A 15,993-nucleotide genomic window follows, 5' to 3' on the forward strand; every position below is an offset into this window, starting at 1 on the left:
GCTCGCGGTGCCCAGCGGCCGCGCCGCGGCCGTCGACTACCCGCCGGTCGACGACGCCGACGCCCGCCCGGTCGTCGCGGTCAAGCTGCAGGAGTGTTTCGGCTGGGCGCAGACCCCGCGGTTGGCCGACGGCCGCGCGCCGGTGTTGTTCCACCTGCTGTCGCCCGCGGGCCGTCCGCTGGCGATCACCGACGACCTCGCGTCGTTCTGGTCCGGACCGTATCAGCAGGTCAGACGCGAGATGCGGGGCCGCTACCCGAAGCACCCGTGGCCCGAGGACCCCTGGACCGCGCCTGCCACGGCACGCACTATCCGACACACGCGCGGCCCCTCCTGACCGGCCGCCCGGGGCCCGCGTCCAGGATGCCGAGACGAAGTTGGCTTACACACTCGATCGCCGCGCGCCAGGCAGTTTGCATCACCGCAGGTCAGCGAAGTGCACGCCGGATCGCCGGGGTCCCCGGACACGAGTATGTAAGCCAACTTCGTCTCGGCCCCCGTGCAGGCCGTTCGGCGACCCCCGAATCCGCCCTCGCATCGGGTCGCCCAATTGACGCCCCGGCCTGCACCAGGCAGTCAACCGCGGGGCACGTGGGGCGCCCGGCGCTGAGCGGGCCGCCTCAGTCCCGCGGCGGGAGGGCGCGCCGCAGAAAGTCCTCGACGAGCGCGATGTAGGCGGGCCGGTCGGCGAAGTAGCCGCCGCAGTGGTCGGCGCCGGGAAAGGTCACCAGCTCCTTGGGCTCGCCCGCGGCCTCGAACAGCTCGCGGGCCTGGGAGACGGGGATGATGCGGTCGGCCTCGCCGTGCAGCACGAGCAGCGGCCGCGGGGCGATCGCGGCGACGGCGTCGATGGGTCGCACCTGCGCGTACCGGTACCCGTAGCGGAGCCGGGTCAGCCGGTCGGAGGCCGCGATCGTCGGCCACGGCGGCACGCGGTAGCGCTGCAGCGCGGCGGCGATGACGTCGCGCATCGTCGCGAACGGGGAGTCGACGACGACCGCCTCCACCTCGGGCCGGCGGGCGGCGACGAGGATGCTGATCGCGGCGCCCATCGAGAACCCGATGACGGCCAGGCGGGCGTCGGGACGGCGCTCGCGGGCCAGGTCGATAGCGGCCTCCAGGTCGGCCTGCTCGTGGTGGGCGAGCGACTGCAGCCCGTCTCCGGAGTCGCCGTTGCCGCGAAAGTCGAAGAGCATCACGCTGTTTCCGGCGCGCCACAGGCCGGAGCCGATGCCGAGCATGTCCTGCTTGGTGCCGCGGTGGCCGTGGCAGATGATGACGACCCGGTCGCTGCCCGGGCGGTCGAGCCACCAGCCCGACAGGCGGGCGCCGTCGGCGGCATCGAAGTGCAGGTCGGCCCAGGGGATGTCGAGCTCGAACGGGGTGAATCCGTAGTCGAGCGCCGGGCGCTTGGGCGCGGAGTGCGTGCGCGCGATGTAGGTCGCGGTGAGCCCGACGAGGGTGCCGAGACCGCCGGCCGCCGCGGTGGCTCCCACGGCCAGGCCCCGCGGCACGCGACGCCCGAGGAGCCGGTGGTGGTCGGCGACGGGGGATGGGCCGGTCATGGCAGTAGTGTGCGCCCGCCGATCCTCAGCGCCGACGACGGGTCGGTTGTTCGGCGCACGTTTCCGGACATCGAAGGAGCCTCCCTCGACCGCTAGCATTGAAGGCAATGCATGCAACCGAGGAGGTCGAATGGCGACGCTGACAGTACGCAATCTTTCGCCGGAGACACGCCGGGCGCTGAAGGAGCGGGCGGCCCGTAACGATCGGTCGATGGAAGCGGAGGTGCGGGCGATCCTGGACGAGGCGGTGGGTCGCCCTAACCACATCGCGAATTGGCTGGAACGCGCGAAGGGTCTGCGCGGAGATGACCTCGAGTTGCCCGTGCGGACACCACCCCGGGAGGTCGACCTCGCGTGATCGTTGTCGACACCAATGTGCTCTCCGAACCGTTTCGGCGCCTACCGGAGCCGCGCGTGGTGGCCTGGCTCGACGCGGCGGGTTCCGAGGTCGCGAACACCACGGTGACCGTTGGGGAACTCCTGTTCGGCGTCCTGCGGCTACCGGACGGCCGCCGCCGGAGCGAACTCCTCGACTCGATCGAGCAGCTCGTCGCGCAGGCCGGTGACCGAATCCTGCCGTTCGACCAGTCGGCGGCGCGCTCGTACGGTCGCTGCGGGCCGAGCGGGAGGCCGCTGGCCGCCCGGCCGGTAGCGAGGACCTGCTGATCGGTTCGGTCTGTCTGGCCCGCGGACTCCCGCTTGCGACCCGCAACGTGCGTCACTTCGAGGGGTTCGGCATAGACGTGGTGAACCCCTGGGATGCGGAACCAGCCCGACCGTCTCGCCTCAGCGGTAGTTGACGAACTGCAGCGCCACGTCGAGGTCGGCGCCCTTGAGCATGCGCTGCACGGCCTGCAGGTCGTCGCGGCTCTTGGAGGAGACGCGCAGCTCGTCGCCCTGGATCGTGGGCTTGACGGTCTTGCCGAACTCGTCGCGGATGAGCTTGGAGATCTTCTTGGCGTTCTCCTGGCTGATGCCGTCTTTGAGGGTGGCCTCGAGGCGGTACTCCTTGCCGGAGGCCTTCGGGGTGCCCTCGCCGGTGTCGATCGACTTCAGCGACACGTTGCGCTTGACGAGCTTGGTCTGGAAGACGTCGAGCACCGCCTTGACGCGCTCCTCGCTGTTGGCCTTCATGACGATGCTCTCGCCGCTCCACTCGATGGAGGCGCCCACGCCCTTGAAGTCGTAGCGCTGCGAGATCTCCTTGGCGGACTGGTTCAGCGCGTTGGAGACCTCCTGCTTGTCGGTCTTGCTGACGATGTCGAACGAGCTGTCGGCCATGGTTCTCCTCGGATCCGGGGACGGGTCGGTGTGCTGGTCTGGGGGCCGCGCGCGGCGGCGGCGAGCCGGAGCCGGCAGCGTCGCTGCGCTGATTGGACGCGACCCCGGGTCGGGTTGCTATCCTTCCAGACGCACCCGGCAGGTTGCCCGAGCGGCCAATGGGAGCGGACTGTAAATCCGTCGCGAAAGCTACGAAGGTTCGAATCCTTCACCTGCCACCACGTGCACGAAGGCCCCCGGTCAGTCGACCGGGGGCCTTCGCGTCTGCCGACTCGATGCCGCGGCAAACCCGGCACCCGCGGCTCGACGGTCAGGGTGTGTTCGCGTACCTCCCGGCCGCCGTGACGATGTCGCCGCGCTTCACCCGAGCCAGTCTTCGGAGACCGCCTCGACGAACTCCATGTCTTTGTCGTCGGCGCGTGCCGTCGCGACCATCGCGGATTGGCGGTGTGCTTCGGCCGCGAACTGGGGGGAGTGGACATCCGGGGTGCGCATGCGTGCACGATAGGCCGCCCACTCGCCCCCTGACAGGCATCACACCGTATTGCGTGTGACGAACCGTCGTTCCCAAGGCCCTGTCGGAGGGGCCCGTACGCTTGGATGACCACAGGGCCGGACGCCGAGGGAGGAGTGGACCGACGCCGGAGGTGACGCAGCACTATCGAGTCCTTGTCAGCGCAGCTCAGCCGCGCAGCAGCCGCGCGGCGAGGGCTTGGGAGGCGGCCAGCCCGACTCCCATGGCGGTCAGCGTGACGAGCCCGGTGGACAGGTCGCCGGCGACCGCGGTGACCAGCTCCGGGGTCGCGTGCACGCTGAGGTCGAAGAGTCCGGCGACGCCGCGGAAGATGAACACCCCCGGCACGAGGGCGACGACCGCCGCGAACCCGACCCCCGCGAACGAGGCTCCGTAGCGGCGGGCGACCGGGGTGAGCAGCAGTCCGGCCGCGACGCACGCGACGAACGCCCCGACGGCCACCCCGGCTCCCAGCTGCGACATCGAGACCCACCGCAGGGCGTGCGCCAGCGCCCCGACGAGCACGGGCCAGACGATGAGCCGCGCGTCGAGGGAGAAGTACACCGGGTAGGAGGCAGGGGCCACGGCGGCCGCGACGACGTTGAGCCACAGCGGCACCGACAGGCTCGTCGCCGTCACCGGCAGCGGCCCCGCCGGCAGGAGCCCGAGCAGCAGCCCCGCGCAGATCGCCAGCACGATGAGGGAGCCGTACGTCACCCTCCCCAGCCCGATGCTCATGCGTTTGGCGGCGAGGTCGAGCACCCCGTTGAGCAGGTGCGGGCCGGGCACGAGCACCATCGCCGGGCAGACCGCGACGAGGCGGGTCGGCTCGTCACGTCCAGCACGATCGAGACCGCCCCCGCCAGGCCCGCGATGAGGGCCGCCGCGAACGCCTGCCCGACGAGGTCGACGCCCCGGCGACCGAGGGCCCGCCGCGCCACGGCCCCGAGGGCCGCCGCGAGCGGGATGAGCACGAACGACGACGGCCGCACCGCCCCGAAGATCACCGCCAGGGCGGTCGCGCCGGTCGGCGCCGCGATCGCGAACACCAACGTGGGGTAGGGGCGCAGCGTGGAAGCGGTCCGCAGCCGCTCGCGCAGCACGCCCGGCTCCGGCGGCCCGTCGGGACCGCCGGCGGCGGCCACGGTCGCCAGCACCGCCGTGACCACCCGCATGTTCACCCCGAGCGGGGTGACGGGCAGCGTCACGAGCGCGGTGCCGGGCGCCCGCACGAGCGTCAGGCTCGACCACGCGGTGACGGCCGTGACCTGCAGGCCGTACGCACGCGCGAGGCCCTCGATGCGCCGCACCGTGTCGTCGGTCGTGTGGCCTGGCGAGCAGCAGCCGGCCCGCCTCCGCGACCACCTCGGCGATGCCGGCCGGGTCGGCCGGCTCAGGGGGTGTGGCCACGGGCGGTCGTCAGCTCGGGAGCTGCGCCGGGTAGACCGGCTCCCACATGGCGTCCTGCACGGCCTGGATGAGGTTGTCGTGCTCCTTGGTGGCGACCCCGTCCTCGGCGGCCTGCCTGGCGACGGCCACGGCGACGGTCGCCGAGGAGGCGCGCAGATTGTCGACCTCCGGCAGGAGCGAGGCGCCCAGGGCGGTCGGGTCGACCTGGCCGGCGACCGCCTCCGCGGCGGCGAGCAGCATGCCGTCGGTGACGTGGGTGGCGCCGGAGACGATCGTGCCCAGCCCGAGCCCGGGGTAGAGCAGCGCGTTGTTGCCCTGACCGATCGTGTACGTCGTGCCGTCGTAGACGACCGGCTGCACGGGGATGCCGGTGGCGACGAGGGCCTTGCCGTGCGACCAGGCGATGACGTCGTCGGGCATCGCCTCGATGCGCTCGGTCGGGTTCGACAGCGGCAGCACGATCGGGCGCTGCACGCCGGCGCACATCGCCTCGATGACCTCGCGGGTGAACGCGTTGTGGTCGGTCGAGGTGCCGATGAGGATCGTCGGCTTGGCCTGGCGCACGACCTCCAGCAGGCCGATCGCACCGTCCTTACCGGCCCAGTCCTTGACGTCCTTGGCCTTGCGCGCGTACGCCTGCTGGTAGTCGGGCAGGTCGCTCATGTCGTCGGTGACCAGCCCGTTGATGTCGATGAGCCAGATCCGGTCGCGGGCCTCCTGGTCGGACAGCCCGGCGCGCACCATGCCCGCGTGGATCTGGTCGGCCATGCCGGTGCCGGCCGTACCGGCTCCGTAGACGACGAGGCGCTGGTCGGCGAACGTCTGCTGGGTGACCTTCATGCCGGAGATCACCGCGGACATGACGATCGCGCCCGTGCCCTGCATGTCGTCGTTGAAGATGCGGTACTTGTCGGCGTTGTCGACGAGGATGCGCCGGGCGTTCGACGGGCCGAAGTCCTCGAAGTGCAGCAGCGCGTTGGGGAACATGTCGGCGGCGACCTTGAGGTACTCGGCGATGAGCTTGTCGTACTGTTCGCCGCTCACGCGGGCGTGCCGGTTGCCGAGGTAGGCGGGGCTGTTGAGCAACTGCTCGTTGTCGGTGCCGCAGTCGAGGTTGACCGCGATCGTGCGCTCGGGGTGGATGCCCGCGGCCGCGGTGTAGACGGCGAGCTTGCCGACGCTGATGTCGGTGCCGTTGACGCCCCAGTCACCGATGCCGAGGATCTCCTGCGCGTCGGAGACGACGAGCAGGTCGACGTCGTCGGGGCCGAGCCCGAGGGTCTCGAACGAGGCGCGGACGTCGTCGATGTGGTCGATCGACAGGTAGACGGCGCGGGAGCGGCGGTAGTCGCGCGACCACTGCTTGATGGCCTCGCCGACCGTGGGGTCGTAGACGACCGGGAGCAGCTCGGTGAGGTGGTCGGTGAGGACCTTGTAGTAGAGCACCTCGTTGTGGTTGTGCAGCTGGTCGAGGTAGATGTACCGGTCCAGGTCGCGGTCGAAGCCGTGCAACTGGGCGTAGCAGCGGGCGGCCTGCTGGTCGAGGGTCTCGACGGCGACCGGCAACCGGCCGGTGAGGCCGAGTCGCTTGCGGTCCTCCATCGTGAACGCGGTGCCGCGGTTGGTCAGGGGATCGGCCATCACGGGGGGCTTGCTGGGCATTGCGGCCTCCTAGTCGACGCGTGAACGCAGTTCACGTTGTCACTAAAGGCGCGGAACAGCCAAGAAAAAGTCAGTGAACTGACGCAGTGTCAGTTGTCGCTCGGGCCGCCCGGGGCAGCGCTGTCGCCGGGAGCCAGATACCCGCCCATGAGGCTGAACACGCGCTCGACGTCGGCGGCCCGCTCGACCTGCGGCACCTGCTCGGCCACCGCGTCGAGCAGCGCCTCGAGCAGGAACAGCAGCCCGACCCGGCTCCGGAACATCGGGTCGGCGTGGCTGGCGACGAACAGCGACAGGTCCGCGTCGGCCGTCAGCGGGCTCGACCGGCGGTTGGTGATGAGCACGGTCGTCGCGCCGCGGCCCCGCGCGAACCGCAGCAGCCGCTGCACCGGGACGGGGTAGCGGTCGAAGGCGGCCCCGATGACGACGGCATTCGGCTGCAGGCCGGCCAGTGAGTGGGCCCAGCGATCGGCCCCGTCGAGGAGCGTGACGTCGCCGCGTACGTAGCGCAGCAGCAGCGAGAAGTAGTGCAGGAGCGGCTGGCCCGAGGCGACCGCGCCGAGCACGAGGGGCCGGTCGGTGTCGGCGATGAGGCCGACGACCGTCTCGAAGACGGCGGGGTCGACGCCGCGGGCGGTCGCGGCGAGGTCACCCGCGGCGACGGCGAAACGCTGCTCGAGATGGGTCGGGGCGCTGGTCTTCGCGGAGCCGGTGGTCGCCCGTGAACCGCTGGTGGCCGTCGAACCGGTGGTGGCGGTGGTTGCGTGGCGGCCCGCGGCGCGTGAGCCGAGGCGGGCGAGCCGGTCCCGCGGCACGTCGAGGTGTGACCGCGCCTCGGCGCGCAGCGCGCGACGCAGCCCCCGGAAGTCGGCGTACCCCAGCTTGCGCGCGAATCGGGTGACGGTCGCCGTGCTCACCCCGGTCGCGGCGCACACGTCCTGCAGGCTCAGCAGGGCCGCGCCGGGATAGGAGTCCTCGTAGAACGACGCGACGGTGCGTTCGCCGGTCGTCAGGTCGCGGCACGCCGCGATCCGCTGCAGCAGCGACGGCCCCGGCTCCTCCACGCCCCCACGGTAGCCCGCCGTCTCCCGGCGTTCCCCCGCCCCGCCGCCGAGCGTCGCCGACGCCGCCGAGCGCCGCCAACGCCCGCCCGACGTCGCCCAACGTCGCTGAGAACTGCGTGTCATGGTGGGAACTGCGGTTCGTGCCGCAGTCCTGACCGCGACACGCAGTTCTCAGCGACGTTGGGCCCGCAGGGTGGCAGGGAGGAGACCGATGAGCGCCCGCACCCCACGCAACCCGCACTTCGAGCAGGTCGTCCGCGACTCGTTCGCGCGTCAGGGCCTGATGGCCACGCTCGGCGCGCGGCTGAGCCTCGTCGAGCCGGGGCGCGTCGAGATCGAGGTGCCGTTCGCCGACGCCGTCAGCCAGCAGCAGAAGCTGTTCCATGGCGGGGTCACGAGCTCGATCGTCGACACCTCCTGCGGTTACTCCGCGCTGACGCTCATGACGGCCGGCTCGGAGGTGTTGACGGTCGAGTTCAAGATCAACCTGTTCGCCCCGGCCCGCGGCGACCGGCTCGTCGCGAGCGGTCGGGTGCTGCATCCCGGCCGCACGATCACCGTGTGTCACGGCGACGCCTACGCGATGCGCGACGACGAGCCCGACGTCCGCGTGCACTGCGCGACGATGGTGGCGACCATGATGCGCGTCGAAGCCGGGTGAGTCGGGTGAGCCGGGTGAGCCGAGTGACCGACTCCGCCTCGCAGCCCGGACCGCCCGACCTGCCGCGTTGGGTCGTGTGGCAGCGGCGGCCGTTTCCCGACGCGAACCTGTTGCTGCTGCCCGGGCCGGCGCCCGCGCTCGTCGACAGCGGCTTCGTCGCGCACGCCGACCAGACCCTGGCCTGGACCCGCGCGCACGCGCCCGACCTCAGACTCGTCGTCAACACCCACTGGCACTCCGACCACGTCGGGGCCAACGGCGTGCTGCAGCGCGCCGGAGCCGGTGTCGCCGCCGCCACGCCGGAGGCCGACGCGGTCAACCGGCGCGACCCGGGCTGCTGCGTGGCCGAGTACCTCGATCAGCCGGTCGCTCCCTATACCGTCGACGTCCCGCTGCAGGACGGTCAGGTGCTGCGGCTGGGGGAGGCCGACTGGCAGGTGATCGCGACCCCCGGACACACCGCCGGGCACGTGTGCCTGTGGCAGCCCGACGAGCGGCTGCTCGCCGTCGGCGACGCCCTGTCGGACTACGACGTCGGCTGGGTCAACCTCGCGCTCGACGGCCCCGAAGCCGCGGCGACCGCGCTCGCCTCGCAGCAGCGTCTCGCGGACCTGGGTGCGCGGATGGTCCTGCCGGCGCACGGACCCGTCCCGGTCGATGCCGCCGCTGCGCTGACCAGCGCCGTTAATCGCACACAAAAGTTGGTGGATGACCTGGACTATGCCGTGTGGCACGGGGCGCGCCGGATCTTCGCCTTCGCGCTGATGATCCGCGGCGGGCTGCCGGAGCCGGAGGTCGGGCCCTACCTGGTGGCCCGCGCCTGGCTCGCCGACGCCGCCCGGCTCCTGGGGCGTGCGCCGGACGACGTGGCCGAGGAACTCATCGCCGCGATGCTGGCCGGCGGCGCGATCGTGCGGCGCGAGGGCCGCCTGCACGCCGCCGCCGACCACACCCCGGTCTCGCCGGAGGCGATGCCACGCGAGTTCCCGCGAGCCTGGCGGCGCCTGACCGACAGCTGACCGCGCCCCAGACATCCCTGGCCGTCGCCGACCGCCCACGACCCCGTCCCCCGACGACCCTGAGGACTGCGTGTCGCGGTCGGGACTGCGGAACGGACTGCAGTTCTCACCACGACACGCAGTTTTCAGGGAGGGGGCGATTCAGGAACGTGGGCGGGTGAGTTCGGCGGCGAGGGCGCGCAGCATCGCGTGGGCGGGCACCAGGCTGGGCCCGTACCAGGTGATGAGACGCCCGTCCACGCAGCGGGTCGGGGTGCGCGCGAACGCCTCCGGCCCGTCACTCGGCCCGAAGGCGTACGGCTCGTCGGGCAGCAGCACGACGTCGGCGCAGCCGTCGATGCGCTCCAGCTCGACGTGCGGATACCGGCCGTCGGCGCCCGCGAACACGTTGACGAGGCCGACGTGCGCCAGCAGGTCGGAGGTGAACGTCGAGCCCCCGACGACCATCCACGGGTCGCGCCAGATCGGCACCGCCACCCGCGCCACCGGCTCCGGAGCCGGTGTGCCCCAGAGCCGCTGCGACTCCGCCAGCCACCCCGGGCGCCCGCCCCCGACGAGCTCGAGCAGCCGCGTCAGCGAGGCCAGCGCCTGCGGCACGGACTCGATGTCGGTCACCCACACGGTCGCGCCCGCCTCCCGGAGCCGTCGCACGTCGAGCTCGCGGTTCTCCTCCTTGTTGGCCACGACGAGGTCCGGCTCCAGCCCGAGCACCGCACGCAGGTCGGGGTTCTTCGTGCCACGCACCCGGGTGACGGCCAGGTCGGCCGGGTGGGTGCACCAGTCGGTGGCGCCGACGAGCGCGCCGGGCACGGCGTCGGCGAGCGCCTCGGTCAGCGAGGGCACGAGGCTGACGATGCGACGCGGCGGCTCCGGCAACGCGACCGGGGTGCCGAGGTCGTCGGAAAGGGTCGGCATGACCCCAGCCTGTCACCGCCCGCCCGAGGAGACGGGCCGGTAGACCGCGACGTAGTCGACGAGCATCCGCGCCGGGAACCTCGTCTGCGGGCCCGGCTCCCCGCCCCACGAGCCGCCGACCGCGAGGTTGAGGATGATGAAGAACGGCTTGTCGAACACCCATTCGTGGTCGCCGACCGCGCTGCGCGGCACCCGGTGGTAGACGGTGCCGTCCACGGAGAACGCGAGTTCCTGCGGCGACCAGTCCAGCGCGAACGTGTGGAACGCGTCGGCGTACGTCGATCCCGCCGGCAGGTTGAACGGGGCGGTCAGCCCCGCCCGCACGTACCCGGGGCCGTGCACCGAGCTCCACACCCGCCACGGCTCCTGCCCGACGTACTCCATGACGTCGATCTCGCCGCTGGCCGGGTGGCCGACCCGCGGATAGTCCGCGCCCATGAGCCAGAACGCCGGCCACAGCCCGGAGCCGGCGGGCAGCTTGATGCGCGCCTCGACCCGCCCGTGCCCGGCGGTGCGTTTGCCCAGCGTCGTGATGCGCGCCGAGGTGTACCGGCACGGCCCGTACCAGCAGGTCAGGCCCTTGACGTTGTCCGACCGGGCCGTGATCGCCAGGTGGCCGGAGCCGTCGAGTGAGACGTTCTCCGGCCGCCGGGTCGAGTACTCCAGCTGCTCGTTGCCCCAGCCGCCGCCCTGGGTGTCGTAGGTCCAGTTCCGCCGGTTCGGCGCCTTGCCGGCGCGCCCCGTGAAGTCGTCGCGCCAGGCCAGCCGGAGCTTCGGCTTCGCCGCCGTCGCCGCCCGGGAGGCCTGAGTCGTCGCTGTCGTCGCCGCCGACGCTGCCGTCGCCGACGCTGCCGTCGCCGACGCTGCCGTCGCCGCCGAGGCCTCGTCGCCGGCGGCCGCGGCTCCCGGCAGACCTGCGCCGGCGCCCACCCCCAGACCCAACGTCAGCGCGACGGCCAGAGCCGACAGCTTGCGGGTTCGCACATCCGCCCCCTTCGACGGGTCGCGCCGCCGGTGGGTGGCGGCTCGGGTTCCCGTCGGCCCGCGGGGCCCGAAGGTGAGCCGGGCCGCAGGTCGGGTCGCGCCGCCGGCGAGCGCCGACCGCCGCGTTACCGAATCGTGATGTGATGCCGCCCGGAGTCCGAGGCGCGCGACGCCGTCGGCGCCCAGGGTGGACACCATGGCCGACGACCCCCGGCAGGGTGACCCCGAGAACACGAAGCCCGACTCGGCCTCCGACGAACCGGCGGCGCCGGAACCGGACGAGCTCGTCGCCACGCGCGACGGCGCCCGCCTCGACGTGCTGCTCAACCGGCCGCGCCGGCACAACGCATTCACTCCGGCGATGTACGCGCGCATGAACGAGCTGTTCGCGCAGCTGGCCACCGACGAGCAGATCCGGGTCGTCGTCCTGCGCGGAGCCGGGGGCGCGGCCTTCGCGGCCGGCAACGACATCTCCGGCTTCCTCGGCCGCAGCGGCGCCCAGATCATGGCCGACTACGAGTCGACGGTGATGGGCGCGCTGCACGGCCTGTACCGCCTCCCGCAGGTGACGATCGCCGCCGTCGAAGGCATCTGCGTCGGCGGCGGACTCGCGGTCGCCACGTGCTGCGACGTGCGGATCGCCACGGCCGACGCCCGGTTCGGCTACCCGATCGCCCGCACCCTGGGCAACGCGTTGAGCCGCGACGTGCTCGCGCGCTGCCTGCACGTGTTCGGGGAGTCGGCGACCCGGGCGATGCTGCTCACCTCCCGCACGGTCGACGCCGTCCGCGCCTACTCCCTCGGCGCGGTGCTCGAGGTCGTCGACAGCGCCGAGGCGCTCACCGACCTCGCCGACGAGCTCGTCGCGGGGCTGACGCGGGCGGCGCCGGTGACGATCGAGCTGACCAAGCGCCAGCTCGCCGACCTCACGGCCGCGCCGCGCGATCCGGGGGAGGGCGAGCTGCTGCGCGGGGTGTACGACTCGGCCGGATTCCGCGAGGGTGTGCGGGCCTTCGTCGCCAAGGAGCGCCCCACCTTCCCGCCCGACAGACTGTCCGGCGGAGCCTGACCCGCGACGAACGATGAATCACGAGAACAGGAGAGCGAACATGAAACTCGGTGTGTCCCTCGGCTATTGGGGCGGGCAGCCGCCGCGCGGGCTGAACGAGATGGTCGCCGGCGCGATCGAGCACGGGTACGAGTCGATCTGGACCTCGGAGGCCTACGGTTCGGACGCGCTGACCCCGCTGGCCTGGCAGGGCGCCCGCAACCCGGGGGCCCGCCTGGGCACCGCCGTCATGCAGATGTCGGCGCGCACCCCGACCGCCACCGCGATGGCCGCGATCACGATGGACCATCTGTCCGGCGGAAACTTCGTGCTCGGCATCGGCGCCTCCGGTCCGCAGGTCGTCGAGGGCTGGTACGGCCGGCCGTACCCGCGCCCGCTGGAACGCACCCGCGAGTACGTCGCGATCCTGCGCCAGGCCTTGGCGCGCGAGGACGTGCAGTTCGAGGGCCGGCACTACCAGATCCCGCTGCCCGAAGGTGAGGGCGCCGGGCTCGGCAAGCCGCTGCACTCCACCGTGCACCCGCGGCGCGCCGACCTGCCGATCCTGCTCGCGGCCGAGGGCCCGAAGAACGTCGCGCTCGCGGCCGAGATCGCCGACGGCTGGATTCCGCTGTTCTACGCGCCGCAGGACGACGCCGCCTCCCGGGAGCGGCTGGCGGAGGGCTTCGCCCGGCGCGCCGACGACGACCCGCGCAGCGTCGACGACTTCGAGGTCACCTGCCCCGTGCAGGTCGTGCTCGACGACGACCTCGAGGCCGCCGCCGACAAGCTGCGCCCGATGATCGCGCTGTACGTCGGCGGCATGGGCGCCAAGGGGGCCAACTTCCACGCCGAGGCGATGGCCCGGCTCGGGTTCGAGGCGGAGTGCGCCGCGATCCAGGACGCCTACCTCGACGGCCGCCGCCAGGAGGCGATCGCCGCGGTGACCACCGACATGGTCGACGCGATCGCGCTCATCGGGCCGTCGGGCCGGATCGCCGAGCGCTTCGAGCCGTGGCGCGAGTCGCTCGTGACGACGATGCTCGTCACCGGCGACATGCGCTCGATGACGGCGATCGCCCGGCTCAACCAGTAGGGGCGGGTCACGCGCGCCGCGGTCCGAGCCGGGCCGCGGCGCCGAAGGCCGATCCCGTGGAAAAACCCGGTAATCGCCACATCCCAGGACGGTACGGGCACCTGAGCTCACCCCTAGAGTTCGGGTATGACCGACGCGAAGAACCCGCGCCTGCGGCTCGACAACGGCGACGAGTTGCCGATCAAGGTCCGCGGCTACCAGCTCATGAGCCGGCCGATGCTCAACCGCGGCACGGCGTTCACCCACGACGAGCGCCGCACGCTCGGCCTGACGGGCCTGCTGCCGCCGGGCTCGAACACCCTGGAGAGCCAGGTGCGGCGCGTGTACGCGCAGTACCAGGCGCAGGGAGATGACCTGAGCAAGAACGTCTTCCTCACGAACATGCGCGACCGCAACGAGGTGCTGTTCTACAAGGTGCTCGCCGAGCACATCGAGGAGATGCTGCCGATCGTCTACACGCCGACGATCGGTCAGGCCATCGAGCAGTACAGCGACTGGTACTCCCGCCCCCGTGGTGTCTACCTCTCGATCGACCGACCGGAGGAGATGGAGGAGTCGCTGAACAACTACGGGCTCGGCTCCGACGAGGTCGACCTCGTCGTCGTCACCGACTCCGAGGGCATCCTCGGCATCGGCGACCAGGGTGTCGGCGGCGTCGCGATCACCACAGGAAAGCTGGCGGTATACACCGCAGCCGCCGGCATCCACCCGCGGCGCTGCATCCCGATCGTGCTCGACGTCGGCACCGACAATCTGCGGCTGCTCAACAACGACAACTACCTGGGGGAGCGGCACGCCCGCGTGCGCGGCGAGCGCTACGACGAGTTCCTCGACCAGTTCGTGCAGCTCGTCAAGCGGATGTTCCCCAACGCGCTGCTGCACTGGGAGGACTTCGCGGCGAGCAACGCGCACCGGCTCCTGGTGAAGTACCGCGACGAGTGCTGCACGTTCAACGACGACATCCAGGGCACGGCAGCGGTCGTGCTGGCGGCCGCGATCTCGGGCGTGCAGCGCATCGGCGAGCAGATGCGTGACCAGCGCGTCGTCGTGTACGGAGCCGGGTCGGCCGGCGTCGGCATCGCCGACGCCATGCGCGACACGATGATCGCCGAGGGTCTGAGCGCCGAAGAGGCGAACTCGCGGTTCTACTGCCTGGGCAGTCGAGGCTTGATCACCGAGGGCATGGGCGCGCGGGTGCGCGACTTCCAGCGGCCGTACGCCCGCCCCGACGACGAGGTCGCCGGATGGGCGTCGCGCGGCAAGAGCATCGGTCTGCTCGATGTCGTCAAGCATGCCAAGCCGACGATCCTCATCGGCACGTCGGCGCAGGCCGGGGCCTTTACCGAGGAGATCGTGCGGGAGATGGCCAAGCACGCGCCGCGGCCGCTCATCTTCCCGCTGTCGAACCCCACCGTGCGCTCGGAGGCCAGGCCCGTCGACCTCATCACGTGGACGGATGGCCGGGCCCTCATCGCCACCGGCTCCCCGTTCTCGCCGGTGCGTTACGGCGAGGTCGACCACCACATCGCGCAGGCCAACAACGCGCTCGTGTTCCCGGGTCTCGGCCTGGCGGTGGCCGTGTGCAAGGCCTCCCGGGTCTCCGATCTCATGATCCTCGCCTCGGCGCAGGCGGTGGCCGACATGGCCGTCGGCAACATCCCCGGCGCGCCCCTGCTGCCCGCGGTCAACCAGCTGCGCACGGTGTCGGCCGCGGTCGCCCTGTCCGTCTGCCAGGCCGCCGAACGCGAGGGCCTGGCCCAGGTCGAACTACAAGACCCGGTGCAGCAGGTGTTCGCCAGCATGTGGCGCCCGGAGTACGCCCAGGTCGTCCTCGACTGACGCTTCCCGAACGCCACCGAACGACGCCGAGAACTGCGTGTCGTGGTCCTGCGGTTCGTGCCGCAGGTCTGAGCGACACGCAGTTCTCTGCGTGTGGCCGCTGCGTGGTGCTGAAGTGCGCGTACTCTACGGCTCGGGCTTTTGCTCAGGATGAGCCCTGACCAGCCCTGACCGCGCGCACCGCAGGAGGAGCCGTGAGCTTCGACCACACCGCCTCGCCCGCCCCGACCGGGCAACTGACCCGCACGCAACGGCTCGACCGGCTCCCGTTCACGCGGGCGCACGGCAAGCTGCTCGTGGGCTCGGGCATCGGCTGGGCCCTCGACGCCATGGACGTCGGGCTCATCTCGTTCGTCATGCTCGCGCTGGCGCACCAGTGGCAGCTCGACGCGCACACGCTCGGCTGGATCGGCTCGATCGGGTTCGTCGGCATGGCCCTCGGCGCGAGCCTCGGTGGGCTGCTCGCCGACCGGATCGGCCGTCGCCAGGTCTTCGCCGTCACCCTGCTCGTCTATGGCATCGCCACGGGCGCCTCGGCGCTCGTCGGCTCGGTCGCCGCGCTCATCGCGCTGCGCTTCGTCGTGGGCCTCGGTCTCGGCGCGGAGTTGCCGGTCGCCTCCACGCTGGTCAGCGAGTATTCGCCGCGGGCGATCCGGGGCCGCATGGTCGTCGCGCTCGAGGCGTTCTGGGCGGTGGGCTGGATCCTCGCCGCGCTGCTCGGTTACCTCGTCATCCCCGCCTCCGACAACGGCTGGCGCTGGGCGCTGGCCGTCGGCATCGTTCCGACGGTCTACGCGCTGGTCATCCGCTTCGGACTCCCGGAGTCGGTGCGCTTTCTCGAGGGCAGGGGCCGCCATGCCGAGGCGGAGGCGGCGGTGCGCGGCTTCGAGGCCTCGGCCGGCGTGCCGGCGCCGGGCGGGTCGGGCGCGGGGTCG

The 15,993-nt window shown here is 72.0% G+C and carries 18 protein-coding genes and 1 tRNA gene; 10 read left to right on the top strand and 9 right to left on the bottom strand.

The annotated features are described in order from the left end of the window. A partial coding sequence (locus PINTE_RS15620) for an ATP-dependent helicase C-terminal domain-containing protein (RefSeq protein WP_281178911.1) occupies positions 1–337 on the top strand: 337 nt, incomplete at its 5' end. A 283-nt stretch (positions 338–620) separates the two neighbouring features. On the opposite strand, the gene PINTE_RS15625 is transcribed toward PINTE_RS15620, so the two are convergent. Further along, complete coding sequence (locus PINTE_RS15625) at positions 621–1,565, bottom strand: alpha/beta hydrolase (protein WP_084343669.1); 945 nt, start codon at positions 1,563–1,565, stop codon at positions 621–623. A 130-nt stretch (positions 1,566–1,695) separates the two neighbouring features. Between PINTE_RS15625 and PINTE_RS22075 the strand changes: the two genes are divergently transcribed. Continuing rightward, complete coding sequence (locus PINTE_RS22075; RefSeq protein ID WP_084343670.1) at positions 1,696–1,923, top strand: FitA-like ribbon-helix-helix domain-containing protein; 228 nt, start codon at positions 1,696–1,698, stop codon at positions 1,921–1,923. Beyond that, positions 1,920–2,231 carry a PIN domain-containing protein gene (locus PINTE_RS15630; RefSeq protein WP_068432632.1) on the top strand — a complete coding sequence of 104 codons (312 nt, stop codon included), beginning with the start codon at positions 1,920–1,922 and terminating at the stop codon, positions 2,229–2,231. The genes PINTE_RS22075 and PINTE_RS15630 overlap by 4 nt, the downstream gene beginning before the upstream one ends. Positions 2,232–2,351: 120 nt before the next feature. On the opposite strand, the gene PINTE_RS15635 is transcribed toward PINTE_RS15630, so the two are convergent. After that, complete coding sequence (locus PINTE_RS15635; RefSeq protein WP_068432633.1) at positions 2,352–2,846, bottom strand: YajQ family cyclic di-GMP-binding protein; 495 nt, start codon at positions 2,844–2,846, stop codon at positions 2,352–2,354. A 137-nt stretch (positions 2,847–2,983) separates the two neighbouring features. Between PINTE_RS15635 and PINTE_RS15640 the strand changes: the two genes are divergently transcribed. Next, positions 2,984–3,067, top strand: a tRNA-Tyr gene (locus tag PINTE_RS15640). 139 nt (positions 3,068–3,206) lie between these two features. Here the strand turns inward: PINTE_RS15640 and PINTE_RS22080 are convergent. The 5 genes from PINTE_RS22080 to PINTE_RS15660 form a co-directional block, all read right to left on the bottom strand. Then, positions 3,207–3,341, bottom strand: coding sequence for an antitoxin MazE-like protein (locus tag PINTE_RS22080; protein WP_084343671.1), 135 nt, complete (start codon positions 3,339–3,341; stop codon positions 3,207–3,209). 187 nt (positions 3,342–3,528) lie between these two features. Further along, positions 3,529–4,158 carry a threonine/serine exporter family protein gene (locus tag PINTE_RS15645; RefSeq protein ID WP_068432635.1) on the bottom strand — a complete coding sequence of 210 codons (630 nt, stop codon included), beginning with the start codon at positions 4,156–4,158 and terminating at the stop codon, positions 3,529–3,531. Then, entirely contained in the window at positions 4,095–4,757 is a 663-nt protein-coding gene (locus tag PINTE_RS15650; RefSeq protein WP_084343675.1) for a threonine/serine exporter family protein, read from the bottom strand. The genes PINTE_RS15645 and PINTE_RS15650 overlap by 64 nt, the downstream gene beginning before the upstream one ends. A 22-nt stretch (positions 4,758–4,779) precedes the next feature. Then, positions 4,780–6,432, bottom strand: coding sequence for an NAD-dependent malic enzyme (locus PINTE_RS15655; protein WP_068432639.1), 1,653 nt, complete (start codon positions 6,430–6,432; stop codon positions 4,780–4,782). An 89-nt stretch (positions 6,433–6,521) separates the two neighbouring features. Next, positions 6,522–7,619, bottom strand: coding sequence for a MurR/RpiR family transcriptional regulator (locus PINTE_RS15660; protein ID WP_084343672.1), 1,098 nt, complete (start codon positions 7,617–7,619; stop codon positions 6,522–6,524). A gap of 88 nt (positions 7,620–7,707) precedes the next feature. Here PINTE_RS15660 and PINTE_RS15665 point away from each other — a divergent pair, with 88 nt between their 5' ends. Together PINTE_RS15665 and PINTE_RS15670 are read left to right on the top strand one after the other, a co-directional pair. Further along, positions 7,708–8,157 (top strand): PaaI family thioesterase, encoded by a 450-nt coding sequence (locus PINTE_RS15665; protein ID WP_068432643.1) that lies wholly within the window; start codon positions 7,708–7,710, stop codon positions 8,155–8,157. Between the two features lie 23 nt (positions 8,158–8,180). Beyond that, entirely contained in the window at positions 8,181–9,176 is a 996-nt protein-coding gene (locus PINTE_RS15670; RefSeq protein ID WP_068432645.1) for an MBL fold metallo-hydrolase, read from the top strand. 141 nt (positions 9,177–9,317) lie between these two features. Here PINTE_RS15670 and PINTE_RS15675 read toward each other — a convergent pair whose 3' ends face one another. Both PINTE_RS15675 and PINTE_RS15680 read right to left on the bottom strand, forming a co-directional pair. Further along, positions 9,318–10,091, bottom strand: coding sequence for a helical backbone metal receptor (locus PINTE_RS15675; protein ID WP_068432648.1), 774 nt, complete (start codon positions 10,089–10,091; stop codon positions 9,318–9,320). A 12-nt stretch (positions 10,092–10,103) separates the two neighbouring features. Then, positions 10,104–11,075 (bottom strand): glycoside hydrolase family 16 protein, encoded by a 972-nt coding sequence (locus tag PINTE_RS15680; RefSeq protein WP_068432651.1) that lies wholly within the window; start codon positions 11,073–11,075, stop codon positions 10,104–10,106. Between the two features lie 196 nt (positions 11,076–11,271). Between PINTE_RS15680 and PINTE_RS15685 the strand changes: the two genes are divergently transcribed. The 4 genes from PINTE_RS15685 to PINTE_RS15700 all read left to right on the top strand — a co-directional run. Next, positions 11,272–12,144 carry an enoyl-CoA hydratase-related protein gene (locus PINTE_RS15685; protein WP_084343674.1) on the top strand — a complete coding sequence of 291 codons (873 nt, stop codon included), beginning with the start codon at positions 11,272–11,274 and terminating at the stop codon, positions 12,142–12,144. 40 nt (positions 12,145–12,184) lie between these two features. Continuing rightward, positions 12,185–13,219, top strand: coding sequence for an LLM class F420-dependent oxidoreductase (locus PINTE_RS15690; protein ID WP_068432653.1), 1,035 nt, complete (start codon positions 12,185–12,187; stop codon positions 13,217–13,219). Positions 13,220–13,345: 126 nt separating this feature from the next. Next, positions 13,346–15,058: an NAD-dependent malic enzyme gene (locus PINTE_RS15695; protein WP_068432655.1), complete on the top strand. Its 1,713-nt coding sequence runs from the start codon at positions 13,346–13,348 to the stop codon at positions 15,056–15,058. Between the two features lie 194 nt (positions 15,059–15,252). Next, the coding region (locus PINTE_RS15700) for an MFS transporter (protein ID WP_217996613.1) at positions 15,253–15,993 on the top strand (741 nt) is incomplete at its 3' end.

Origin of the sequence: Piscicoccus intestinalis NBRC 104926, assembly GCF_001515525.1 — a bacterium.
Taxonomy (GTDB): domain Bacteria; phylum Actinomycetota; class Actinomycetes; order Actinomycetales; family Dermatophilaceae; genus Kineosphaera; species Kineosphaera intestinalis.

Coding starts and splice junctions, on each gene's coding strand:
- PINTE_RS15660 (WP_084343672.1), bottom strand. CDS start 7,619: ATGACACGCAGTTCTCAGCGACGTTGGGCGACGTCGGGCGGGCGTTGG.
- PINTE_RS15645 (WP_068432635.1), bottom strand. CDS start 4,158: ATGGTGCTCGTGCCCGGCCCGCACCTGCTCAACGGGGTGCTCGACCTC.
- PINTE_RS22075 (WP_084343670.1), top strand. CDS start 1,696: ATGGCGACGCTGACAGTACGCAATCTTTCGCCGGAGACACGCCGGGCG.
- PINTE_RS15690 (WP_068432653.1), top strand. CDS start 12,185: ATGAAACTCGGTGTGTCCCTCGGCTATTGGGGCGGGCAGCCGCCGCGC.
- PINTE_RS15695 (WP_068432655.1), top strand. CDS start 13,346: ATGACCGACGCGAAGAACCCGCGCCTGCGGCTCGACAACGGCGACGAG.
- PINTE_RS15685 (WP_084343674.1), top strand. CDS start 11,272: ATGGCCGACGACCCCCGGCAGGGTGACCCCGAGAACACGAAGCCCGAC.
- PINTE_RS15655 (WP_068432639.1), bottom strand. CDS start 6,432: ATGCCCAGCAAGCCCCCCGTGATGGCCGATCCCCTGACCAACCGCGGC.
- PINTE_RS22080 (WP_084343671.1), bottom strand. CDS start 3,341: ATGCGCACCCCGGATGTCCACTCCCCCCAGTTCGCGGCCGAAGCACAC.
- PINTE_RS15625 (WP_084343669.1), bottom strand. CDS start 1,565: ATGACCGGCCCATCCCCCGTCGCCGACCACCACCGGCTCCTCGGGCGT.
- PINTE_RS15675 (WP_068432648.1), bottom strand. CDS start 10,091: ATGCCGACCCTTTCCGACGACCTCGGCACCCCGGTCGCGTTGCCGGAG.
- PINTE_RS15665 (WP_068432643.1), top strand. CDS start 7,708: ATGAGCGCCCGCACCCCACGCAACCCGCACTTCGAGCAGGTCGTCCGC.
- PINTE_RS15635 (WP_068432633.1), bottom strand. CDS start 2,846: ATGGCCGACAGCTCGTTCGACATCGTCAGCAAGACCGACAAGCAGGAG.